This window comes from Peredibacter sp. HCB2-198 (genome assembly GCF_045999315.1).
GTDB lineage: Bacteria > Bdellovibrionota > Bacteriovoracia > Bacteriovoracales > Bacteriovoracaceae > Peredibacter.
Map to the genome: position 1 here is coordinate 3760197 of NZ_CP174607.1, position 22870 is coordinate 3783066.

The window sequence follows — 22870 nt, forward strand, 5'->3', positions numbered from 1 at the left end:
GATGAGAACCATCATTGCTCTCCTGTTCTTGGTCTTCAGTAATTTATTGTTAGCAAATTCAGAAGTAAATATTCTGTGTACGAGGCTTGACGCTTATTCCGGCTGCAGACTTGCCTATCCTGACTCAAATGTCATGAATATTAATGGCAATCCTATCTTGTTTAATAACGGTCGAAATTGCTCATCTGCTCAATGTGAGTACGAAGGCTTTATTTATCCTTCTTCATTAAGAGTTGGTTCAAACTATATTGAATTCTTCATCGCCACTATTACAAATGATCCAAATTTTTATACGAAACATAGATATGACTTCTTCTTTAATAAAAAACGTAAAGGGGAACCGGTTATTTCTGAAAGGACTGGAAATAATCAAGATCGTACCTACCAGGAAATTTATCTCGAGTTAAAAGAGATCAATCCAAAGCTTCATGAAGAGCTGGAAAAAGCAAAGGCCGAATACAGAAGATTGTATGATGCCAACTTTTTTGAAAAGATTCAAAATGAAGAGAACAAAATAAAAGAGCAGCAGAGAGAAATTGATCAGAAGATAAAAGAATTTGAAGACCTCCTGGCCGGGATGCAGGACAAGCAATTTGATCAAATTGATGCTGAAACTTTAACAAGATTAGACATTACCCAAAATCAAATTCAAATCCTTCGGGAGAGAAAAGAGGAACTTAGTCGTCTTCAATTGAACAACAGCTCGAATGTAAGGACCTCCCAAACTGCCATCGTAAACAGATATAACACTCACCGTGCAAAGGCACGAGAGTACGGTGCCTACATTCCTCCTCTACCGGCCCCACAGAAAGGTGAAGATACACCAGGCGAAGACGTGTCCGTTTTCGTTTATGACCTCATAGACAACCTGAATACGATTATCAGAGACCACGCCTCTGCACTGGCCATGAAAGACATGGATAAGTTAGAAAGCTCCATTAAGCAATGGCAAGAACGCCTTACTTTAGTCAATGATCTTCTGCAGACCAGTCGGGATCTTAATTCTGTTGAGAAGCAACTACTGACCGACAAGACATCTGAGGGTTACGAAATCCTCTTTAAGCAAGGTCTAACCAATGATCTTTGGCTTAAAACAAATAACATTGCTGAAACAAACCGAAAATTTGTAGATTCACTGGCCGATCAAGGTAATGAAGCGGCAAAAGAACTTAAAAAGAATCTTAACTTCACAAAGGTTCAACCGGCCCTTGCAGTAAAGATTGATGCAACTCTTGCCAAAGCAGAAACACTATCAAACAAGATTGATGCCTTTAAGCCAAAGGACAATATTGGTGAAGAAGCAAAGAAAGTTGCCAAGGCAACTCTCGATGTTGGTCTTGAGTCCATTAACGATTCAATACTGGCCAATGATGAGGAAAGTCTTAAGGCCGCGGATGAATCAATTTCGATTGGCCTTAAAATCTTAGATTTTGGATTAAATCTTGTGCCTGTAGTTTCATCAGTGAGACCGGCCTATGAGTTATTTACCGGCAAGAACATGGTGACTCAGGAAGAACTGAGTACAGCCGAAATAGCGATGGCGTCGATTGAGGTCATTGGTGGTCTGACAGGATTTAATGTTTTAAATGCTGTTTTTTCAAGAACAGCGCCTATTCTTGTAAAGATTGGTAAAAAAATCTCATCTCCTTGGTCGCGCCTTGAAGTTGATAAGGCATTTCCTCAAGTTGAAAACCTTATTCAAAGCTTCAAGAAATTCCGTCGTCCTGTATTCGAATTTTTTGACTCAACCGATATTAATAAATTTATTTCGACAAAATATCCTCGTTTTACTGATCCTGCATTCAAAGGTCGAGTGCTAAGAAGATTGAGTGAAGGAAGTGAAGAGCTTTGTAGAGTCTTTACGAAGTTTAAACTTGAAGATGGGAAAATCGGTAGTACCAAGGCACCTCCGGGAGTATTCACACTAAGATGTGCCGATCTTATAGGAAAAAACCTGGATGCCATCAAAAATATGGCCTCTATCCCAGATCCAAAAAAACCTATTATGGGATATTGGGTGACTAAGTTTTCACCACCTCCAGGCCTGACCATCTATGAAGGAGCGGCGACACCGCTTTACGGGAAAAAAGGAAACGGGATACAATTGCTTATTGATACCAATGATAAAGAGATTCTTGAATCTATAGAAGAATCTATTGAGAAACCTATTTCGGAAGCTGCAGATGACATTTTTACCGGTTTTTAATTATGAACTTCCAGACAAAATGACCTGGAAAGAAAAACTTGAAGGGATTGAGAAGAAATTCGGAATCAAAGTTATTCCGGAGGTTGGAGAAGTGTTTATTAATGATAAAAAACTAGAACATCTCAAAGACCGTATTAAAGAAATAGTCATTATCAAGGACAAGCTCATTATCCTTGATAAAACAAAGTATAGAAACGTTCATGCCTTCAGTCTTTCTGGCGAATGGCTTTGGGACATTGAACCATGTTCCACCAAACATGATAACGACCCGGTCTATTATAGCTATGTCAGTGCCCTAGAACAAAATGCATCAGGGAAAGATCTTTTAATCCTGGGAAATGATCCCTATTACTATGAGACAGAGTTAGAAACAGGTAAAAATACGGTTCTACAGCTTGTTAGAGATAATACCAACGAAAAATAAAAAGACCGATCTTTACGACCGGTCTTTTTTATAAAAATCAGCGTGCACCCGCAGCTTTTAGAATTTCAACAATCTTGGTGTAATTTCTTCTTTGGGCATGTTGGAGAGGTGTGACTCCTTCTTTATCAGCAATGTTAACATCAGCTCCACCTTTAATAAGCTCTTGGATTATCTTTTGATGTGTCTCCCCACCGTCACTTAAGATGACAGCCTCAAGAAGTGCGGTCCACCCTAAACGATTGATATGGTTTACATTGATCTTGGTTTTCAAAAGCATTTTGACTGTCTCAAGATGCCCTTTCTCGGCCGCAGGAATAAGCGCAGTTCCACCATATCTATTAGTACTCTTAAGATCAGCACCTTTTTCCAGGGTCATGGCGAGAATCTCGTTTTTTCCTTCTGCTCCTGCATAAAGATATGGAGTATCGTGCTTGGCATCTCGAGCATTAACATCTGCTCCATTTTCAATCAGTATTTTTGCCATTTCCACACGGTTTAATTGGGTGGAATAAAGGAGTGGAGTTCTCCCTAACTCATCTCGAAGTTCTAACAATTTATCTTTTTCAGAGGCAAGAATCGCTTTGAATCCTTTGAAATCATTATTCGAGATGGCGTCATGAAGAGAAGTTGCCTGGGCCGGTGATGCCATCAGAATACCGACTAGAGTGATTAGATTTGATAGTTTTTCCATAAAAAACTCCTTTTTGCTCTTCATGATTTTACAACTTCTGCGTATTATTTAAAAATTAAATTAATTTATAACAATCAGTGGAAAAATTAATATGCTTGACCCACATGTTTTAAGAAGTTTTATTGCCGTCGCGGAATTAAAGAGTTTCACCAAGGCCGCGAACAAGGTCCATCTGACTCAATCAACAGTCAGCCAACAAATAAGAAAATTAGAAGAGGATTTGGGTTGTAACTTGATTGCACGAGAAGGCAAAACTGCTTTCACCACAACCGAAGGAGAAAAGCTTCTCCTCTACGCAAAAAGAATATGCAATCTGATAGAAGAAGCAGAAGAGAACATTAAAATTGATCTCGAATATGGATTTGTGAAGATAGGAGTTCCGGAGGACATCGCCTCCTCCTTTATCGCCCCCATTCTTGCAGAATTTAGAAAGAAATATCCCAAGATACAGTTTTCCATCATAAGCGGTATCAGTAAGAAGCTCTGGGAAAGTTTTCAATCAGGAGACCTGGACATTGTCTTTATAAAACAAAGGAAAGGCGAAACATCAGGGTTTGCCAGTTGGAAAGAGCCTTTGAAATGGATTGACCATCAAAAGGCAAATAATTATCTCCAGGAAACTGTTTCCATTGTGGCCTTTTCCGAGAATGGTCTTTATCGGAATGAAATGATTAATTACTTTGAAGAAACACAACGAAAATGGAGAATTTCTTACGAGAGTTCCAGTCTCGCGAGCCTCATATCTGCAGTTAACATTGGCTTTGGCGTCACTCTTCTTCCTAAGAGATTGGTCATGAAAGAACATAAGATACTTACGGCGAAGGACGGTTTTAGATCCATTGAAGATTTTGAACTTGTGCTTCATGTAGGGAGTGCCCCATCTACATTGGCAAAAGAAGTAGCGGCAGACCTAGTGAAATCGTTTAAGAATTACTAGTCACGTCACTTGTTTAATTTCGGTCAACAGCTCTTTTAACCACCCTGCACTCGAAATATCTTTGCGATAACAAAGGTGAAACTTTCGATTAAAAGATGAACTCATGGAAACTGGAAGAACATGATTAGCACTTTCATCTATGGCCGTATGAGTAGGAAGGATTGCCCATCCTAACCCTTCGTTTACCATGCGAGCAAGTGTAGTGTAATTAGGATAAGTTCTCAGAACATTCAGCTCTTCAAAACTAATCTTCCAAGATTTTAAAAGATTTTCAATCACTGGATCATGCATCTTATAAAGTAAGCAAGGAAGAGACTTTATCTTGTCCGTCAGATCTTCGACCTTTGGTTTGGATTTCATCAGAGACTTTGAAACCGCGAATCTGAAGTCATTCAGGATAAAAGGCCTCATCACGATCTCATTAGAATCAATTCCCGTGTGAACAATCGCCAGCTCGGCCTTCCTTTGAAGAACGGCCTCAAGTGCCGATTCATTATTCATGGGCATAAAGGTCATTCTACCATTGAACTTTAAATTAACGGCCAGGATGTCCAACAGCTCCCCTCTCCCACAAATTCTCACATGCACATTCTCAGGTTGAGAAAATAAAAGCGAGGTCTGTTCAATCAATTCTTGAGTCTGAGCAAATTTTGGTTTCAAGGCCTCATAGAGCGAGAGACCATAACTCGTCAGGACCTTCTTTCTTCCATCAAAGGTAAAAATCTTATGCGGAAGCATCTCTTCCAGCATGATCATCTGTTTTGAAAGAGTTGATTGAGTGATTTGCAGTTTATCGGCCGCCACCTGAAGCGAAGACTCTTCTGCGGCGGTAATAAAAGATTCAATAAGGTAGTGCGGAATACGGTTATTCATGAATTAATTCATACAATACATGAATTAATATGAATTGTTAATCCTAGGTTAAGATTCTAAAACTGGCACAGAAAATCTAAGGAGCCACTAATGAAATTGTCCCCTTTATGGAACTGCATTCTTATAGAAATTACCCTGTTTATCTTTTTATTCAGTGGTGGGGCCTTATTTCTCTTTGGTCTCAATGTGACGTGATAAAAAAGGAATATTTATGAAGGAAATGTGCTTAAATCAAGAAAACAATCCGGACCATGAGAATCATTTGACGCCACTCTGTATGGAAATGTATGGATTGGTCCTTGATGCCGCAGAAATCACCTGTCCCGACAAAGAAAGGAAGTTTACTTATTAAATACCGTGCCAGAAAATATTCCCATGTTAGATTTTTTGATCGTTGCTGCCTGTCTTGTTGTTAATGCCTTTTTTTCGGCCTATGAAATGGCCTTTGTGACTATCACTCGTGAAGAAATTGATGAGCTTGAAGATCAGAAAAGTATTCATAAACGACTTACCTTTTTCAAAAAGAAACCTGAACGTACTCTATCCGTGATTCAAATCGGGATCACACTTGTTGGTGCCATTGCAGCTGCAGTGGGCGGTACAGGCGCGGTAGAATCTCTGGAACCATACATTGTAGAAAACTACGGCGTTTCAAACTCTGTGGCCGAGGCCATTGCTGTTATGGTGGTTATTGCTCCTCTCACTTACTTCAGCGTGGTCTTTGGTGAACTTGTTCCAAAGACGGTCGCCCTTAAACATCCACTAAAGATTATTGGCATTGGAACTCCAGTGCTTAGTTTCATAGATAGTTTCCTTTCCCCGATAGTGACTTTCTTAGAAATCTCTACAAACTCTCTTCTAAAAGTCATTGGTATAGAAGGTAATGAAGAAGACGAAAGCATGGGACAATCAGTGGAGATTGGTAATCTTCCCGAATACCATCAGAAATTTGTGAAAAACCTGGTTGCTCTTAAAGGAAGAAATGTTTCTAAGGCCATGATTCCTTGGGAAAAAGTCGCTCATTTAAACTTCAGTGACAGTGAAGAAGAAGTTCGTCATAAAATGGCCTCTGCGCCTCATTCTCGTTTTCCTGTGATTGATGGAGACGTTGTCGTAGGCATCCTTTTGAAGAAAGATCTTCCTGATTCACAAATCCAGAATCAAATGCCATGGCAAGGGGTCCTTCGCTCGGCCCTTAAAGTGCCTGATTCTGAGCGAGTGCTTGAGGCCTTTCTTCGTATGCAAGAAAAGCAAACTCAACTTGCCGTGGTAGAAAACAAGGAGGCCCAGTTTGTGGGCATTATTACGATTGAAGATATCATCGAAGAAGTCGTCGGTGATATTAATGACCGAGCGGATTCAATGACTTCTCGAATTCTTTCGAACCGACCAAAAATCAGTTTAAAAAAGTGATGTGAATATGGGCCAATGGATCGTTGCAGGTTTTTGGGGATGGCTTGCAGGATCTGCGCTTTTAATTGGCGCTTGCATGGGTTACTTCATTGAACTTCCTCAAAAAGTCATTTCTGCCGTCATGGCATTTGGAAGTGGTGTCCTCATCTCTGCTATTTGTTTTGAACTCATGGACAAAGGTGTTCAAGGTGGACACTTTCTCTATCCTTCCATTGGTTTTCTCGGTGGGGCCATCATCTATACGATGGCCGCAAAGATGGTTAACTCACGAGGCGGGAAGCACCGCAAACGATCTCATGATCTTCAACCCAGGGAAGAAGAAGATGGCGGAAGCGGAACGGCCATTGCGATTGGTGCCCTTCTCGATGGTATTCCTGAATCAATAGTCATCGGACTTACAATACTTTCCGGTGGTTCAGTCAGTCTGGTCGCAGTTTTCGCCATATTTCTTTCTAATCTTCCGGAAGGAATTTCAAGTTCAAGCGGTATGAAGAAGGCCGGAAGATCAAAAAAATATGTGTTTTCTCTCTGGCTCGGAATTGCTTTAATATCAGGCATAGCTTCAATCGCCGGTTACACCTTATTTGGCCATCTAGGTGACAACGTCATTGGCCTAATCATGTGTCTAGCAGCGGGGGCCATGCTTGCGATGATTGTGACAACAATGATCCCAGAGGCCTATGAAGAAGATCGAGATTGGAGTGGGATAATAACTGTTTTGGGATTCCTTGTTTCGTTTATGGCATCTCACTTGGATTAGTATGCGCATTCTCTTTGTCCTCTCGTTTCTTGTCTTTTCTTTCAACGCATTTGCTATACGACAAAACCCTCAAGAAACTATCGAAGCGATATTTGGAACCCCGGAAAACCAAAAGTTTTCATTTCATAATCCCACGTACTTCGTCTTCGGTGATGATGATTTGAAACTTCAGTTTAGTTTTAAGTATCGACTCGCAAAATCATTTCCAGTTTACTTTGCTTACACTCAGCTTATGTTTTGGGACATCTATGATGAGTCGAAGCCATTTGAGGACGTGAACTATAAACCTGAAATTTTCTACCGTTTAATTGAGACCGATACCAAATCATTTAAAACACTCGACATGGGTTATCTTCATACATCAAATGGCAAGGACAAGCTTGACTCCAGATCTCTGGATAGGATCTATCTTAGATCAAATTACATCACCAAAATTAGTCGCCACTATCTCGATGTAAACCTTATGGTTTATAAAATCTTCAACGAAGATGACACTAACAAAGATATCGTGAACCACCTGGGATATTGGGACCTCAATATGATATTAACTGATTTAATTTTGATTAATGATCAGTCCATAGACTTAGAGTTCAGGGCCTACGCGGGATCTAAGGTCTACGATATTGACCAGGGTGCGACTCAGATCGGGCTTGCTTACAACTTTGGCTCTAATAACTTCAACCCTTCACTTTATCTACAATGGTTTGAAGGCTACGGGGAAAGCCTCATTGGATATAATAAGAAACGTTCAGAGTATCGTCTCGGTTTTATGCTGGCTTTTTAATGAATATCACATCATTTGCAAGGGCAAATCGACGGTAAAAGTAGCGCCTTTTCCTAAGGTGCTCTCAACCTTGATTGTGCCTCCGTGGGCCTTCACAATATTATTTGTAATAAAAAGCCCAAGTCCCAATCCACCATAATAATTAGATGAAGCGACACGTTCAAAGCGGCTAAAAATCTTACTTTGATTTTGTTCTTCAATTCCAATTCCATGGTCGGTCACTATTAATTGGACACGATTTCCTTTACTGGATAATGCAATTTTCACCGGACAGTTGGCCCCATATTTAATCGCATTCGATAAGAGATTGTTTACAACTTGCTCCATTCGAACTCGATCAAAGTATCCAAGGACCCCATTTTGAATCTCCAGCTTGAGTTCACAATGAGCTTTCTCAAATTCCATTTTAAAACGATGAGCAATATCGCGAATTAAACTTGATAAATTTATGACTTCTTTATTTAGAATAAAACGATCCGCTGTGATCCTTGATACATCCAACAAATTTTCTACCAGTTTTAAAAATCGTCCGAACTGTTGATCAGTATTTTCCACAACTTTTAAGATCTGTTCCATTCTCGGGACCTGCGACCCAAAGGCCCTTAAGTATTTTTCCACAAGTTGAAAATTCATGAGGATTGGAGTTAATGGGGTACGAAGCTCATGTGAAGCAATCGAAAGAAAATCATCACGCAATTGCACAGATTTCTCGGCCCCTAAACGCGCCTCTTTTTCTTTCATTAAAAGTTGCTCGCGCTGGGCCTCGACCTTTTTCTTGTCGGTAATGTCTCTCGTGATAGATAAAATCATAACATTCTCATATTCATCACTAAAGAATGGAACTGCGTGGGTCTCCACAAACAACCTTGTACCCTTCAAAGTCGTGATCTCAAATTCCAATGAGGCCTTTTCACCGTTTGAAACTCGGGACAATAGGGCCTTTGCTCGCGCTCGGTCTGTTTCTACAACCATAGGGAAAATATTCCTGCCGATAATATCTAATGTATCGTCAGCTTCCAGCAGAACTCTTCCGGCAGGATTAATGTCTTTCATCACTCCGGTCGCATCTGTAATGGCCACACAGTCCGGTTCATTATCCAAGATGGCCTTGAGTCTACTCTCACTCAAACTCAACTGATCCTCTATCTTTTTCCTCACAACTGAATAAGCAACTAGTTGTGCGATTGCATTGGCCGCGTCAATCTCTCTTTTAAAGTCGTAAGGAACTCTGGAATATAGCATGAACTTACCAATAACCCGACCACGGTAAAGGAGAGGAATAAAGGCCAAGGCCCGGATGTTCTCGGATTCAAATATGTGAAGATGCGGTTTTAAACTTGGATCATGATAGATATCAGAAGTAATCAAAGGAGGCGGATTAAAGTCATCACGACTCCAGGGAGTATGGCCCTCAACCGATTGTCGATAATGATCGGAAATTCCTAACCAGGCCTTAAATCTCATCACACCATCTGGGTCAAACAACAAAATAGAGGCCCTCTCAACCCCTATCGAATCAAGACCGCTTAAAGTCTCTTGATAAATTCTTCGAAGTCCCGCCTCTCCAGCAGGCGCCCGGGAAGTTGAATCAATGAGTTTTCTGAGTACAAAGGAGAAATGATCTTGCGAAAGGGGAATTTGTTCTTCCATATTCTACTCTTTTCCTTTTGCGCAGAATTTTTTTACGAGATTGAGTAACGCATTTAAATCTACAGGCTTCTTAATGACTCCATTCGCCTTGATGGTCCTTCCTTCGGAATAAGCACTTACAACAACCACAGGTATTGTTGCCAAGACCACGTCTTTCTCGACAGTGTCTACAAAGTCCCAGCCATTCATGATGGGCATCATAAGATCTAAAAGAATAATGCATGGCCTTGGCATTTTTTGAAGGACTTCTATTCCCTCCTTACCATTTGCAGCAGTAAATACATTGTAACCTTCAAATTCGAGCGCCATTTTTATAGAATCACGAATGGCCTGATCGTCCTCAATCACTAGGGTATTTTTTATCGTGTCACAAATTGTCTCACTATTGTTACTACTCGTAACCATGCCACTCCTAAGATATTAATTTGCTACTAACAAATACCTCCGTTGCATTCTTATCAGCAAATGGAGTGCCACATTTATCCTGACACACTAAATGAGTTTAGATTCTGTCCGCCTTTTATCCTAGGTTTCAACTCCTTACTCTTTATGGAGTCAAAGGAGTTGTTCATGAAATTAAAACAAATTCAAGTCGCTTCCTTAGCGATGTTACTAGCATCCCCTTATGTTCCGGCCGCTACGGCAAAAAAAGAAAAATCCAGTAAAAAGGCCACCTCTTCAATTGAAGCAGGAAAGGCCACTGCAAAAACCAAAGAGAAAAATGCGGCGGTATTGAAAGAATTGAATTTTGACGATAATGAGAGTTTTGATTTTGCAACCAGAGGTCTGGTGGCCAAGCTTCCTGATCCAAAAATTATGGATCAATCAGGGAAAGTGGTAAACGACGGAGACATCTTTATTTTTACTCAAAACAAATCGGCCCCAAGTACGGTCAATCCAAGTCTATGGAGACAGGCCCAATTGGTAAGTCAGCATGGACTCTTTAAAGTTGCAGATAAAATTTATCAATTCAGAGGATATGACATCGCCAACATGACTCTGATTCAAGGTAATACGGGTTGGATCGTCATTGATACAACCACAGCACCTGAAGTGGCCGCGGCAGGACTTAAACTTGCCAATGAAAAACTTGGTAAACGCCCAGTCAGTGCTGTGATTATCACTCACTCACACGGTGACCATTTTGGTGGTATGTCCGGTGTTCTAACGGATGAAGAAGTGAAGGGCGGAAAAATTCCTATCATTGCCCCTCAAGGTTTTATGGAAGAAGCAATTTCTGAAAATCTTTACGCCGGTAATGCCATGGCAAGAAGAGCTGCATATTCATACGGAGACGGTTTAGAGAATGGTCCTGAAGGATCAGTTGGAACAGGTCTGGGAACAAAGGTCTCCACTGGTTCGACTGGTATTATTCCTCCAAACAAGCTGATCGCCAGTTCAGGTGAAAAGATGACGATTGATGGAATTGATATCGAATTTCAAATGGCACCAGGAACTGAGGCACCTGCAGAAATGTTAATGTTCTTTCCTCAATTAAAAGCACTTCATCTTGCCGAAGATGCGACCTACAACATGCATAATCTATACACGTTAAGAGGTGCGAAAGTAAGAAGCCCACTCGTTTGGGCCAATGCACTTAATACGACTCTAGAAATGTTTGGTGACCGAGCAGAAGTGGCCATGGCGTCTCACCACTGGCCAACTTTTGGCAAATCGAAAATTCGTGATTTCGTCACAAAACAACGAGACATGTATAAGTTTATTAACGATCAAACTCTGCGTCTGGCCAACCAAGGTTATGATATGGAAGAGATTGCCGAACAAATTAAACTTCCAGATACACTTGCCAAAGAGTTTTATAACAGAGGCTATTATGGAAGCTTAAGCCATAATGTAAAGGCAACTTACCAGTATTATCTTGGTTACTTCAATGGGAACCCATCAACGCTGAATCAACATCCTCGAACAGTGGCGGCAAAAAAATACGTTGAGGCCATGGGTGGCGCTGATAAAGTCATCAAGCAAGCACGCAAGGCCTACGACAAAGGTGATTATCGTTGGTCGGCCGAAATTTTGAATCATGTGGTCTATGCGAATGCTGAGAATAAAAAGGCCAAGGATCTTCTCGCTGCCTCTTATGAGCAAATGGGATTTCAGGCAGAATCTGCGACCTGGAGAGGGTTCTACTTAATGGGCGCAAATGAGTTACGAAACGGTGCTAAAGTTGGTGCAAGAACTTTAGTCGATGCAAGTAAATTACCTGCAGCAATGGTAGTGGACTTTGCTTCAACATTAGTTGATCCAGATAAGGCCAGCGGTAAAACAAAACGTATTGGTGTCGAACTTACAGACACTAAAGAGCGCTACACCCTTACTTTAGGTAACTCCGTACTCTTTCTCGGCAAACCTCAAAATGAAGAAAGATTAGATTCAACCTACACTCTTACTTCAGGGGATTTTGGCAGACTACTCTCCGGCACCGCGAGATCTTCAGATCTCGTAGAAAATGGCTCTCTCAAGGTCTCTGGTGACGAAGGGGCCATTGATGAGATCGCCTCGATACTCACTCGTCCAGATCCAATGTTCCCACTTGTGACTCCAGTCAAAGAGAAGTCTACTCAGTTCCCTTCGACGATGCAGGCGCAAGAAGAGAAATAATAGTTACTGGCACAAACATACCTCCTTCGGGAGGTATGTTTTTATAAGGAGAAACACATGAAGCTTTTATTTTTATTCTTGCTTATCTCTCTTCCAGTTTTTGCCCAAGAAGTAAAAGATACTCCAACAGATGACGAGAACGAGCACAGACAATCGCTGCCACAAAACAGTGAAGAGGAAAAACAGAAAGAAGAAGAACAAGAGAACCTAGGGCCTTATGATCGTGAAGGAAACTATAAAGTTCAAATCAAAAAGCAAGATGAGAGCGAGAGTTCTGATTAGGAGACGCGATGTGGACCAAATGCAATAATCGCCCTTTCACAAAGAGTGACAAAAGTCCCGACCCAATCCCAGGTGTCGGGCATTTGTTTTTCATCGGCCCATAACCAAAAAACGGAAACTGCAGTTCACTCCTCGTGTCAGAGGCCACGTAAATCCCCCTAAGCTGACCGACGAACGCCTACGAACCGGAAAGAATTTCCTTACTATGGCCGACAAAAAAGCTTCATCTGCTTTTTCTTAGATTTTCCCCGATAAGTAATAAGACGTATTGAACCCTGTTCTCAGGATTGTTATGAAACAAAGTCTAATACTTATCGCTCTCCTTTTTATGACTATTTCTTGTAGTCAGAAAGGGACAAATGTCGCTTTAAAAGTAAGCCACAATTTTGTGATGAGCGGTTCACTTTCTGCCATATCAGGTGGGGGTCTCATCATCTGGGGTCAAAGCGAAACAGGAAAAAGTTTTGCTCACCGTCTTCAAGATGCAGATGAAATCAAACTGAGTCTGGAAAATGGAACTTGGACCTTTTATGCCATGGCATGGGACGGTTCTTTAGAATATTCAGGAACTTCAAATCCAAGTAACAGCACTCCCTTTGGTGGCGTGGCCCGCTGTGGAAAAAGCTCTCCCACAATTCTAGGAGGAGAACCTACTGCGATTGATCTATCCATCACAAATCCAAATTGCATGGATTCTATTTTTGCCGGAACTCCTGGAATGAATGGAAATAAACTTCCATCAATCAAAATGCAATTCTGTTCCAATCTTGCCAGCATTTCAGGAAACACTGATATATGTTCTGACAACTCAACAGTTGCAAATAGAAAATCCTTTAAAGCGCCAATTGGAAGCTATCGCTTTAAGGCCCTTGCTGAGAACGGTGCCATCGAAGGAAGTTGTATTTCAGCAACAAATACCGTTGAACAACCAGGACTTCCTGCTGGCGGACAAAATCTTCCTTTCAAATTTGTCATGGAGATGTTTCCTGGCTCAAATGATTGCGATACCTCTACTGGAAGAAGAGGTGCTGAGATCATTCAATATCCTAATGGAGTTTCTGCTGCTCCTAGTGTTTCAACAAAGGTCTATAATGGGGCCTACAAATATCATCATTTCATCGAAGTCACTCCTACTCAAATTTGTTTGGGAAGAGATGGAACGAATCTGGAAGATCACCCATTCGCCGCTGGTACAGGTCTGGCCAGTCATCCGTTTGTAATTTGTAGTGTTCCTCAGTGGTACAAAATCAATGCGGTGGCCGCTTTTGCAAGTTCTTACAAACTTCAATCAGATTTAGATTTTAATAAGTACTCCATCGGTCTGGGGCAGGAACTTCTCGATCAAGCTGCGTGCTTAGAGTTAGGAACAAACTTTATTCCCGTTGGTTACCCCTACGCCACTTGCTCCGGTTCAGACATTATTTGGGACAACATCAATACTTTCCTCGGAAATTTTTATGGAAGTGGCTTTTCCATGAAAAACCTTCGTCTTCGCGATAAAGACAGAAGCCATCTTGGAATCTTTGCTCATATTCAAGGAACCGGCATATATATCGGTGACTTTAATCTAGAAAGACCTGAGATTGAAGGCCGTTTCCGAGTTGGGGCCATTGCAGGTGAAGCAACAGGATCAGCAGGCGCCTCTTCTCTCCTTTTCAATAATATTAAATTGGGCCAAGCTGAAATCCAAGGTCGCCCAGAGAATGGTGACAATGTGGGCGCCACAGATGTCGGAGGCCTCATTGGTTATTTAAATTTTGGTACTGTCAAACAAGTCTCAGTTCTCAACAGTAAAGTTCGTGGTGACTCTTCTCGTGTAGGTGGTGTGATTGGATATCTTTACAACGGTGAAATGAGCAAGATCATTTCCGAAGTTGATGTTGAGGCAAGATCTGGTCAAACCATTCTAAACGTCGGTGGAGTAGCAGGCCTTGTTGATAATGCCTTACTTAACTGGGTCAAGCACGAGGGAGAAGTTCGCACGGATGGTAAACAAGTTGGCGGTATTGCAGGCTCATCTAGTAACTCCTCTATTACCAATTTCTATACGATTTCTAATATCAATTTGAATTCATCAGATCTCTATAATTATGCTGGTGGTGTGATTGGTTACTGGACAGGCAGTGGTAATTTAGCTGGCGGGTATTCTCTCGCCAACGTTCAAACGGGATGTACTACTGGTTGCAAACAAGGAAGCATTGTTGGTTATGCGGAATCTGGGACACCAAATATTCTTTCAGCGGTATACAATCTCGGTCCAGCAGAATCTGGAGAACAGGCAACCAATGTAACGGGCCCATTTGTTTCACGTTCGATTGCTGACATAAGAAGTTCATCAATGATGACAACATTAGTAGACATCACTTCAGATGACTGGAAGATTGTAAACGGCGTTTATCCTCGCTTTGATTTTGAGTATCATCCATGTTCTTCCGGAAGTCTGGGTGCGGGAGCAGGTACGGAGACCTCTCCAAGATACATTTGTAATGAGATGGAATACCAAGACCTTGCCCCTTCTACTCTAAGACTTAAGCTTTTGGCCAATATTCGCCTGAGTAACACCAGCACACTCGCATACGATATTCCTTCTTTTAAGGCATATCTTGATGGAAACAACAGGGCCCTTATCGGGGGCCATAGCAACTTCACAGGAGGCGCAGGTACTGCACACATCGATTTCCTTTATGGCGAGATCAAGAATCTTCGTATTCAGGGAATGAGTCGTACTAGTATGGCCACCAATGATGTCTCTAATCCCGGATCAGTTTTGGTCCGCCAAAACATGGGCAACCTCTTAAATCTCGATGTTTCTGTCCGTGGCAAGTTCAATGTTCATGCTTCAGGCCTCGTTGGCAGGAACGCTGGTCTCATTCAAAACATAAAGTTTGATGGGAACATTGAAGGCAACAACAACATGTCCACGTTTGTGTCTATTAATCAAACAAATGGTAAAATTTATGACTCCAGAGTTGGTGGTTCTTTAAGGTGTTCTACCTCTGCATGTTCAGGTTTTGCTGGCATTTCCACTCAAAATTCAGGTGAGATTGCCAGGATAAATATGAGTGTCCATTTCAGAGATGACTCTGGATTTGTAACGGACACTCTTTCAATGCTAGTCGACACCAACATGAATAAGATGACAGACATTTCTGTTCCTTCACATGTGGAATTTAGAACGAATGGCGGAGATACTTATTATTATACTCGTTACAACTCAGGAACTCTTCAACGTGTTGTAAATCTGGGGCGGCTCCTTTCCAATAATACAAGTACTGCTCCTCTCCTTAATTTTCCTGGAGATGGAAACTTGATTGCGGGATCAGGTGGTGGAACACACATTGATGTGAAAAGAGGTGGTATCTCAGGTAAGATGCTTTTACAAGAAACGCCATATACTTGTACGAGTGGCAACATGCTGAATGTTCCTGCCTGGTCGGGTCTTACATCATGGGCCTCATTTAGCTCGAGTTATAACTCACTAAGTATTTATGATAAAGAGCTGGTTATAATCTTCACACCGGATGGACAAACTCCAAGATATCATCACGTCATAAATATTGCTGGTCCGGATTTTACTATTCCAACAAGTGCTTGTAGTACGAGTGGAAAAGTGAGTGTTTATTTAACAGATGATGTTTATGTTGTGCCTGGATCGGCCACTCCAGCAACCAATGTCCTTCTTCCTCAAAACTTAAATGACCTTTCTTCATTTAGTACCGCCTGGAGAAGTATCATGTGGGACATGAACAATGCGGACGACGAACAAAAAATGCTGGACTATCACGCCTACAAAATGGGTCTCACTACAACTCCAGTGACACGAGCAGTTTGGGAACTAGGTGATGAGGGCCCTCGTCTATTCGAGGACTAATTCCACCAGTCCCTCCAACGTTCGCGCCAGCGGTTCCACCGCTCATACATTCTCTCCCACCAGGAATCAGGTTCCGGTGGTCTCGGTGGTGGCTCAGGTGGCGGAGGCTCAGGCGGTCTGGGTCTAGGTCGTGGTCTCGGTCTACTTACAGTATCATCTCTTTCTTCCCACTCATCTCCGTCTGGATAAGAACTTGTTTTGGACAAAACTCCACAAGCAATGGGTATCTCACTCGTTGCCAATGCAGCAGGAAGACTTTTTGGATGGCCATAAATAACGACGGCCCTTCCATCTAATGGCAATTCTACACCATCAAGTTTTATCATGGTGTCACCGTCTACATCATCGGGCTGTTTCAAATCAGAGAGGAGAAGAGAATAAGAAGTACTTTTCTTATAACTGTAATCACCATTTGGATAAATATGATTGCCTGCAAGTTGAGAACTTAAGTCATCATCAAATGGAAGAAGTTTATAACCAATACTTTTCTTGGCCTCTTGATAGTCGACATAGCCATCGCGGTTAGCGTCCGCATTCATGATCGGACATTCAACGCCTGTATGTAAGTGTTGAGGATGAATCCCTTTTGTGCCTTTAGAAAGCTTAATCGCCACTTCAAACTGATCACCAAGTTTTATCACCCTCACCTTCCCGGTGACATTTGGTGCGACCTTATCATTGATGGGAAATAATATGGCGGTATAAGTGCCGTTGGGTGGTTCTTCATATTGGATTTCATCATCAACTTTCGTGTTCTTACCGCAAGCGGCAAGGAACAAGATGATTCCAAATTTGAGTAAGAGAATTTTCTTCATGGCACTCTCATCAATGCACTGATTCTTCACCATTGCTGACAATCATTACAATGCTAAGAGCGCAAAAGAAAAGGGACCCTGAGGTCCCTGTGTGATGAGTTATTTAGAATTTGCGCGGTAAAGAGATTTACAATCTTTGCTCATTTTACCGTTTGCGTTCTTTTCGATACAAGAAAAGTTCGGCTCACCAGTGTTACTTACACACTTTGCCGCCACTGCTTGTTGATGACATCTTACTTCAAGACTTTGATCGAACTCGACAACCGTGTCCGTTGCAAGGGCCATTGTGGTTAAAGAGAGCGCCAATAGAGCTGTTAATTTTTTCATTCGTTACTCCTTTTATTAATACTTCGGTGCAAGTTCATTCATGATTTTACCAAGTGCATACGGCACAGAGTAAATTCGACTTGAGGTGTAATACGAAGTATGGCCAAAACCCAACTTGTGCATCCATTCGTGCATCATATTGTGTGCGACTTGAGACGACGTGTACTTGTTAAAGAACTTCGTGTTCATGTTAATGACTTTACTTGTGGTAGTTGTGTAGCCTACGGTGCTTGAATTTTGATAATACAACTTCACAGTAATATCCATGGCGTTGTTTTTCGCAGGAGAGAGCTTCTCTGCACCTTCTAAAATCTTCTGGTAGATCTGAGCATTAGTCAGCCCATTGGGACTTAAGAACTGCTTTCTTCCGTTATAAGTGTGATTCAGTACACGTGTACGAAATTCTTCAGAACCAATGACTGCGCGAATCTTGCGTTCAGCGGCCTGAATTTTTGCCTCCTGGGAACTGGTCATACCAACAGTTGTCACATTGGTATCGAATGTTTTGGCCAGGGTCGGCACTGCTGCAGAAGTGTTTTGGGCGGAAAACATACCAACTGCAAGGGCGAGAGGAAGAACGGATTTCGTCATGAAAACTCCTTACTGTTTTTGTCTTTTGCCTTCTTGGCAAACCTAAATTTTTTCTAAAGGAGCTTCGTATTTTCGACAGAAGGAAATTTGATGCAACAAGTGGTTTGAAAGTGCGGAAAGAAAAAATGGAATATTTCTATGAATTCAATTTTCTGGAAGGATGAGTTTTATAGAGACGGAGTGTTTAGATGTAGATCGAGCGAGATGTTTTTTATTCCAAAGAAGGGAAAAACAAAAAGGCCACTCTTGCGAGTGGCCCAGAAGAACTAATCTTTTTTCTGATATTCAGTACAAACGTCGGTGTATCCGCAAGTTGTGTGTGCAATCGGGAATGTACAAGAACTTCCAGTCGGTGATCCGTAAATAACCTGACCATTACAAGTATAGTATGTGTTACATACATATTGATTCTCGTAAGCAACACACTCGTGGTTTGCGTCCCACCAAGCGCCGTAAGCAAGAAGAGCAACAACGATACCGCCAGCGATCCATGGGAAGATCACGTAGCCGTTCCAACTAGCACCTTGAGCATAAATTTCTTTAGTTGCCTCTTTTACTACTTGAGCAAGCTCTTCAGAAGAGGCGTTTTTCGCTAGAAGTGAAATTTTTAATTTTAGTGCTTCAACTGCTTTATTGTTGTTTACACGTTTTTCAACAAAAGTTTGGATCTCTTTTTGAGATAGACCAGCTTGAATAAGCTTTTCCATTTTTCCAAAGAAGATTTGAGTTTGTTCATCGTAGAACTTCTCATCTTTTTGGTCCCAATCAACTGTTAAAGCATATTGATACTCATCAATGCTTCTTTCAAGCTCTTGGATTGTTCCGGTACTTGCCATCACGTTTAGTGAAAAGCAGAAAGCGACTAATAGAGAAACGAATTTCATGTGGAGCTCCTTTCAGGTAAGAGATGCGCCACCTTGTAGCAAAAGGAACTCAACATGAAAACCCAGGGAAACTGGATTTCGTCTAAAGGACCCTACGTTTTATGAGCAGTAAATAAGATAAATACGATAAGACCCCGCAAACACACATAATCGCGGTCATTGGCAAGATCGTGCCATTATGAAAATGGCTGACCAGGCTTGAAATGATCCCGGCCACGGCAAATTGAATGGTCCCCATTAAGGCCGAGGCGCTACCTGCGTGTTTTTTCTGGTGGGCCAGGGCACAGGCAGAAGTATTAGGAGCAATCAGACCCATATTTGAGATAATAAGGAACAGACATCCACACATGGCCCAAATAGGTCCATTCATGAGGCCAACGATAAAAATCATCACACCAAAAACTGTCACAAAAGGCAGAGCACGAACCAGAATTGTTTCTGGTGTGAGCTTTCGAAGAATGCGACCGTTAATTTGAGAGAAAGCGATAAGTCCGAAGGCATTGATTCCGAACACCCACGCATATTGGGCCGGTGTTAGTCCGTAATGATTAATAAAAACAAATGGTGAACCCGTAATATAAGCAAACATCCCCGCATACACGAGACTCATAGACAGAGTGTAGCCGGTGAAATTTTTGTCTTTCAAAATCCCAAAATAATTTCGAAAAATGTCCTTCATCCCGTACTTCACATCAGGTTTATGGGTCTCAGGTAAAAATTTATAAACACATATGAGTGCCAATAAACTTATGCCTGTGAGAATCCAGAAAATGGACCTCCATCCAAAAGCAGTTGTTAAAACTCCACCCAGAACCGGGGCAAGAATAGGTGCCACTCCCATGATAAGCATCAGGAGTGAAAATACTTTTGCAGATTCATGAGATTGATAAAGATCTCTTACCATCGCTCGAGTAATGACCATACCCGCACAAGCACCCAGGGCCTGCATGAAGCGGTATAGGATTAGTCCATTCACACTAAAAGTAGAGGCACAGGCGAAAGAGGCCAAGGCATAAATAATCAAACCAATGTAAAGAGGTTTTTTCCTTCCCCAACGATCGGTAATTGGCCCATAAAAAATTTGTCCTAATGCGATCCCTACGAGAAACGATGCCAGAGATAACTGAACAGATGCTAATGGCACAGCAAAGTCTTTTGCTATTCCCGGAAGGGCCGGAAGATACATATCAATTGAGAGAGGACCAAAGGCAGTTAGAAGACCAAGGATAAGGATAGTGAGGTTCACGATTAACTCTTTTTACAGGAATCAAACAATACGAGGGTCTTTTTTTATCGCCATTGCGCACTCTCTTCAATAGAATTTTAGCCATGGAAAAGAAAAATATTGTGATCCTTACTGCCAGTGAAGTCAAAAACCTGGAACTCGCTCAAAAGTTCAAAGAAAGCCTTGAATCTCAGAACGCCAACGTTTCAATTATCAATCTAGTCGATCTTGATTTACCTTTGTACTCTTCAAGAACTGAAACCAAGTACAACGCCGCTGAATTACTAAAGAACCAAATGCCCCTATTGAACGGGGCCCATGGATATGTTTTCATTGCCCCGGAATACAATGGTAGCACTCCCCCAGTGTTTAACAACTTCCTTGCCTGGCTTAGTCGATCAAGCAAAGACTGGAGAAACTGCTTAAACAGTAGACCAGCAGCACTTGCGACCTTCTCTGGTGGCGGTGGTTTTAACGTTCTTCTGAGCATGAGAACTCAACTGGCCTTCATCGGAATGAACGTTATCGGACGCCAGATTCTCACTCACAGTAATAAAGTATTAGACGAAAAATCGTTATTATCGGTCAGTCAGGAATTAGTTAAACTATGCCATTAAACCTGTCTGTCGCCCCACTGCAAAATTCCTCTATAAGAATTCATGCCATAATATTAGGAACTGGAGTTAATAATCATGGATCGATTATTGTTGCTCATTTCATTCGTTTTTCTGGTTAACGTTCATGCTGTTGCCGAAGACAAGGATGTCCTGACTCGCTTTTTTAGAATTTTACCCGAAAGTCAGTCTCACACCTTCTATGGTTCTGCTCGTGACCGCTACTTTAAACCTGACTCCATCAAGGTGTTCGTCTGGAACATCAAAAAAGGTCTGGAAGCAAATTGGGAACCGGAATTCAAAAAATTTGCTGAGAACCGAGACCTCATTCTTCTTCAAGAGGCCTATCGTACACAGCTTTTCAACAATACCACTGCTTCGTTTGATGGAATTCGCTGGGACATGGGAATCGGGTTTCTTTATCGCATGTATAACAACCAAGCGACTGGAACCATGATTGGATCAAACGTTGATCCGACTGAGGTCATCGTGAAGCATTCGGTTGATGATGAACCTGTGACAGGAACTCCTAAATCAATTACCTTCGCCAAATATCCCATTGAGGGTCAACAGGACGAGCTTCTGGTGATCTCTGTTCATGGAATTAATCTTACTAGTCACGCGACCTTTGTGAGACATATGAATCAGGCCCAGGCAGTAATTGATCAACATACCGGACCGATTCTTTTTGCAGGTGATTTCAATACTCGCACTCAAATGCGCACGAAGTATCTGATGAACATGATTCAAAAGAACGGCTTCAAGACAGTGACTTTTAAAAATGGTCACCTTCGTATGAGATTTAAATTCACTAAGAACTATCTCGATCATGCTTTTGTTCGTGGTCTTTCAGTGAGCAATGCTGAAGTCATCGGACAGGCCTACGGCAGCGATCACAAACCATTGTTCCTCGAAATGTCAGTTGACCAATAGGTCCACGTCTCGGCACTCACTTTGCAATTTCCATTCATGACGATTTGCTCCTGCTTATACAAGCGGGAGTAAGTCCATTTTTTCCCCACCCTGGGGTAGAACAGGAGCAAAATGTGAGTGATTCTCTGCAAAGACCTTTTGCCATTGTGACCGGCATCTCCAGTAAACTTGGAATGGAAATGGCACGGCAATTTGCTTCACACGGCTATGACTTACTCATTACATCATCCAGTAATGGTATCGCCCATGCGGAAGATGAACTTCGAACTTTTGGAGTTGAAGTCATTGGAATGGAATCTCAATTAGACACTTATCGAAGCACCGAAAAACTTTATGAGGCCATTCGATCATTTGATCGACCCGTTGATGCCTTGGTGATCACTTGTACTGATGGTGTGAGTGGAGACTTTACTGAAACCGCCATTAAGCGCGAGATTCAACTCATCAATCACAACATTATTTCTACCATTCATCTCATAAAACTAGTTCTAAGAGATATGATGAGTGCGAGCAATGGAAAAATTCTCATCGCTTCTCCATTCCCGACATCGAGTTCTGCGCCTCTTGAGGCCATTTATGGTTCGAGCATGGCCTTTCTTAATTCATTTGCAGAGTCCATCCAGCATACGGCCCGCACTCACGGCATTACCATCACCACTATGATTCCGGTGTTCGGAGAAGAAAATCAATTCGAAGACGATATCGTCGCTCAAGCTCGGGAGGGCTATGAGGCGATTCTAAGTGGGCGAAGTAAGGTGTTCGAAGCTAGTCTCAAAACCAAGCTTCAAAGCTGGGCAAATCAAATCATTCCGGATAAGATTAAAACGGAGATTCAACGCCGCGTTAACGAGGCCAATTCCAGACAGTAAAAACTTCACAATTTTGCATCGAGTAAATTAAAAGGGTTTAAAAATATAAACCTCTGTTTGACTTATCAAACTCCCCTCTGGTAAAAGTCATTTCCAATAACA

General features: G+C 41.8%; 21 protein-coding genes and 1 pseudogene. 12 read left to right on the top strand and 10 right to left on the bottom strand.

Going from position 1 to position 22870, the window contains the following annotated elements:
• Position 1: 1 nt before the first annotated feature.
• Together ACJVC5_RS18820 and ACJVC5_RS18825 are read left to right on the top strand one after the other, a co-directional pair.
• A complete protein-coding gene (locus tag ACJVC5_RS18820) occupies positions 2-2206 on the top strand; it encodes a pre-toxin TG domain-containing protein (RefSeq protein ID WP_408097090.1) in 2205 nt (734 codons plus the stop codon).
• Positions 2184-2630: a hypothetical protein gene (locus tag ACJVC5_RS18825; protein ID WP_408097091.1), complete on the top strand. Its 447-nt coding sequence runs from the start codon at positions 2184-2186 to the stop codon at positions 2628-2630. Before ACJVC5_RS18820 ends, ACJVC5_RS18825 begins: the two co-directional genes overlap by 23 nt.
• Positions 2631-2667: 37 nt before the next feature.
• On the opposite strand, the gene ACJVC5_RS18830 is transcribed toward ACJVC5_RS18825, so the two are convergent.
• Entirely contained in the window at positions 2668-3321 is a 654-nt protein-coding gene (locus ACJVC5_RS18830) for an ankyrin repeat domain-containing protein (protein WP_408097092.1), read from the bottom strand.
• A 91-nt stretch (positions 3322-3412) separates the two neighbouring features.
• On the opposite strand from ACJVC5_RS18830, the gene ACJVC5_RS18835 reads away from it, so the two are divergent.
• Positions 3413-4258: a LysR family transcriptional regulator gene (locus tag ACJVC5_RS18835; RefSeq protein WP_408097093.1), complete on the top strand. Its 846-nt coding sequence runs from the start codon at positions 3413-3415 to the stop codon at positions 4256-4258.
• Here the strand turns inward: ACJVC5_RS18835 and ACJVC5_RS18840 are convergent, their stop codons facing one another.
• A complete protein-coding gene (locus ACJVC5_RS18840) occupies positions 4259-5131 on the bottom strand; it encodes a LysR family transcriptional regulator (RefSeq protein ID WP_408097094.1) in 873 nt (290 codons plus the stop codon).
• A 375-nt stretch (positions 5132-5506) separates the two neighbouring features.
• Between ACJVC5_RS18840 and ACJVC5_RS18845 the strand changes: the two genes are divergently transcribed.
• The 3 genes from ACJVC5_RS18845 to ACJVC5_RS18855 are packed head-to-tail and all read left to right on the top strand — an operon-like array spanning position 5507 to position 8088.
• Positions 5507-6544 carry a hemolysin family protein gene (locus ACJVC5_RS18845; protein WP_408097095.1) on the top strand — a complete coding sequence of 346 codons (1038 nt, stop codon included), beginning with the start codon at positions 5507-5509 and terminating at the stop codon, positions 6542-6544.
• A 7-nt stretch (positions 6545-6551) separates the two neighbouring features.
• Entirely contained in the window at positions 6552-7304 is a 753-nt protein-coding gene (locus ACJVC5_RS18850) for a ZIP family metal transporter (RefSeq protein WP_408097096.1), read from the top strand.
• A gap of 1 nt (position 7305) precedes the next feature.
• Positions 7306-8088, top strand: a complete 783-nt coding sequence (locus tag ACJVC5_RS18855) for a phospholipase A (protein ID WP_408097097.1) — start codon at positions 7306-7308, stop codon at positions 8086-8088.
• 6 nt (positions 8089-8094) lie between these two features.
• Here the strand turns inward: ACJVC5_RS18855 and ACJVC5_RS18860 are convergent, their stop codons facing one another.
• Both ACJVC5_RS18860 and ACJVC5_RS18865 read right to left on the bottom strand, forming a co-directional pair.
• A complete protein-coding gene (locus tag ACJVC5_RS18860) occupies positions 8095-9738 on the bottom strand; it encodes an ATP-binding protein (protein WP_408097098.1) in 1644 nt (547 codons plus the stop codon).
• Positions 9739-9741: 3 nt separating this feature from the next.
• Positions 9742-10086 (bottom strand): response regulator, encoded by a 345-nt coding sequence (locus tag ACJVC5_RS18865; protein ID WP_408097099.1) that lies wholly within the window; start codon positions 10084-10086, stop codon positions 9742-9744.
• A gap of 222 nt (positions 10087-10308) precedes the next feature.
• Between ACJVC5_RS18865 and ACJVC5_RS18870 the strand changes: the two genes are divergently transcribed.
• Positions 10309-12357: an alkyl/aryl-sulfatase gene (locus tag ACJVC5_RS18870; RefSeq protein WP_408097100.1), complete on the top strand. Its 2049-nt coding sequence runs from the start codon at positions 10309-10311 to the stop codon at positions 12355-12357.
• 57 nt (positions 12358-12414) lie between these two features.
• Complete coding sequence (locus tag ACJVC5_RS18875; RefSeq protein ID WP_408097101.1) at positions 12415-12639, top strand: hypothetical protein; 225 nt, start codon at positions 12415-12417, stop codon at positions 12637-12639.
• On the opposite strand, the pseudogene ACJVC5_RS18880 reads toward ACJVC5_RS18875, so the two are convergent.
• A pseudogene (locus ACJVC5_RS18880) lies at positions 12636-12746 on the bottom strand (YnfA family protein); the annotation flags it as partial. The gene ACJVC5_RS18875 and the pseudogene ACJVC5_RS18880 sit on opposite strands and share 4 nt — an antisense overlap.
• A gap of 185 nt (positions 12747-12931) precedes the next feature.
• Here ACJVC5_RS18880 and ACJVC5_RS18885 point away from each other — a divergent pair.
• The gene (locus ACJVC5_RS18885; RefSeq protein WP_408097102.1) at positions 12932-16510 is read left to right on the top strand and encodes a hypothetical protein; all 3579 of its coding nucleotides are present in this window, start codon (positions 12932-12934) and stop codon (positions 16508-16510) included.
• Here ACJVC5_RS18885 and ACJVC5_RS18890 read toward each other — a convergent pair.
• From ACJVC5_RS18890 to ACJVC5_RS18910, 5 genes are all read right to left on the bottom strand, one after another.
• On the bottom strand, positions 16507-17325 hold the full coding sequence (locus tag ACJVC5_RS18890) for a hypothetical protein (RefSeq protein ID WP_408097103.1): 819 nt from the start codon (positions 17323-17325) through the stop codon (positions 16507-16509). The two genes, ACJVC5_RS18885 and ACJVC5_RS18890, sit on opposite strands and share 4 nt — an antisense overlap.
• A 99-nt stretch (positions 17326-17424) precedes the next feature.
• Positions 17425-17652: a hypothetical protein gene (locus ACJVC5_RS18895; RefSeq protein ID WP_408097104.1), complete on the bottom strand. Its 228-nt coding sequence runs from the start codon at positions 17650-17652 to the stop codon at positions 17425-17427.
• Positions 17653-17667: 15 nt separating this feature from the next.
• Positions 17668-18243 carry a hypothetical protein gene (locus tag ACJVC5_RS18900; protein ID WP_408097105.1) on the bottom strand — a complete coding sequence of 192 codons (576 nt, stop codon included), beginning with the start codon at positions 18241-18243 and terminating at the stop codon, positions 17668-17670.
• 266 nt (positions 18244-18509) lie between these two features.
• The gene (locus ACJVC5_RS18905; RefSeq protein ID WP_408097106.1) at positions 18510-19127 is read right to left on the bottom strand and encodes a hypothetical protein; all 618 of its coding nucleotides are present in this window, start codon (positions 19125-19127) and stop codon (positions 18510-18512) included.
• An 82-nt stretch (positions 19128-19209) separates the two neighbouring features.
• The gene (locus ACJVC5_RS18910) at positions 19210-20373 is read right to left on the bottom strand and encodes a Bcr/CflA family multidrug efflux MFS transporter (protein WP_408097107.1); all 1164 of its coding nucleotides are present in this window, start codon (positions 20371-20373) and stop codon (positions 19210-19212) included.
• 83 nt (positions 20374-20456) lie between these two features.
• On the opposite strand from ACJVC5_RS18910, the gene ACJVC5_RS18915 reads away from it, so the two are divergent.
• The 3 genes from ACJVC5_RS18915 to ACJVC5_RS18925 all read left to right on the top strand — a co-directional run bounded on the left by ACJVC5_RS18915 (position 20457) and on the right by ACJVC5_RS18925 (position 22768).
• A complete protein-coding gene (locus ACJVC5_RS18915) occupies positions 20457-20969 on the top strand; it encodes an NADPH-dependent FMN reductase (RefSeq protein ID WP_408097108.1) in 513 nt (170 codons plus the stop codon).
• 75 nt (positions 20970-21044) lie between these two features.
• Positions 21045-21899 (top strand): endonuclease/exonuclease/phosphatase family protein, encoded by an 855-nt coding sequence (locus ACJVC5_RS18920; protein ID WP_408097109.1) that lies wholly within the window; start codon positions 21045-21047, stop codon positions 21897-21899.
• 113 nt (positions 21900-22012) lie between these two features.
• Entirely contained in the window at positions 22013-22768 is a 756-nt protein-coding gene (locus ACJVC5_RS18925; RefSeq protein WP_408097110.1) for an SDR family NAD(P)-dependent oxidoreductase, read from the top strand.
• Positions 22769-22870 lie beyond the last annotated feature (102 nt).

Excerpts from the sequence above, each read along its gene's own strand:
- ACJVC5_RS18870 (WP_408097100.1), top strand. The coding sequence starts at position 10,309 with ATGAAATTAAAACAAATTCAAGTCGCTTCCTTAGCGATGTTACTAGCA.
- ACJVC5_RS18875 (WP_408097101.1), top strand. The coding sequence starts at position 12,415 with ATGAAGCTTTTATTTTTATTCTTGCTTATCTCTCTTCCAGTTTTTGCC.
- ACJVC5_RS18860 (WP_408097098.1), bottom strand. The coding sequence starts at position 9,738 with ATGGAAGAACAAATTCCCCTTTCGCAAGATCATTTCTCCTTTGTACTC.
- ACJVC5_RS18920 (WP_408097109.1), top strand. The coding sequence starts at position 21,045 with ATGGATCGATTATTGTTGCTCATTTCATTCGTTTTTCTGGTTAACGTT.
- ACJVC5_RS18850 (WP_408097096.1), top strand. The coding sequence starts at position 6,552 with ATGGGCCAATGGATCGTTGCAGGTTTTTGGGGATGGCTTGCAGGATCT.
- ACJVC5_RS18840 (WP_408097094.1), bottom strand. The coding sequence starts at position 5,131 with ATGAATAACCGTATTCCGCACTACCTTATTGAATCTTTTATTACCGCC.
- ACJVC5_RS18915 (WP_408097108.1), top strand. The coding sequence starts at position 20,457 with ATGGAAAAGAAAAATATTGTGATCCTTACTGCCAGTGAAGTCAAAAAC.
- ACJVC5_RS18820 (WP_408097090.1), top strand. The coding sequence starts at position 2 with ATGAGAACCATCATTGCTCTCCTGTTCTTGGTCTTCAGTAATTTATTG.
- ACJVC5_RS18905 (WP_408097106.1), bottom strand. The coding sequence starts at position 19,127 with ATGAAATTCGTTTCTCTATTAGTCGCTTTCTGCTTTTCACTAAACGTG.
- ACJVC5_RS18895 (WP_408097104.1), bottom strand. The coding sequence starts at position 17,652 with ATGAAAAAATTAACAGCTCTATTGGCGCTCTCTTTAACCACAATGGCC.
- ACJVC5_RS18825 (WP_408097091.1), top strand. The coding sequence starts at position 2,184 with ATGACATTTTTACCGGTTTTTAATTATGAACTTCCAGACAAAATGACC.
- ACJVC5_RS18835 (WP_408097093.1), top strand. The coding sequence starts at position 3,413 with ATGCTTGACCCACATGTTTTAAGAAGTTTTATTGCCGTCGCGGAATTA.
- ACJVC5_RS18845 (WP_408097095.1), top strand. The coding sequence starts at position 5,507 with ATGTTAGATTTTTTGATCGTTGCTGCCTGTCTTGTTGTTAATGCCTTT.
- ACJVC5_RS18900 (WP_408097105.1), bottom strand. The coding sequence starts at position 18,243 with ATGACGAAATCCGTTCTTCCTCTCGCCCTTGCAGTTGGTATGTTTTCC.
- ACJVC5_RS18890 (WP_408097103.1), bottom strand. The coding sequence starts at position 17,325 with ATGAAGAAAATTCTCTTACTCAAATTTGGAATCATCTTGTTCCTTGCC.
- ACJVC5_RS18830 (WP_408097092.1), bottom strand. The coding sequence starts at position 3,321 with ATGGAAAAACTATCAAATCTAATCACTCTAGTCGGTATTCTGATGGCA.
- ACJVC5_RS18885 (WP_408097102.1), top strand. The coding sequence starts at position 12,932 with ATGAAACAAAGTCTAATACTTATCGCTCTCCTTTTTATGACTATTTCT.
- ACJVC5_RS18855 (WP_408097097.1), top strand. The coding sequence starts at position 7,306 with ATGCGCATTCTCTTTGTCCTCTCGTTTCTTGTCTTTTCTTTCAACGCA.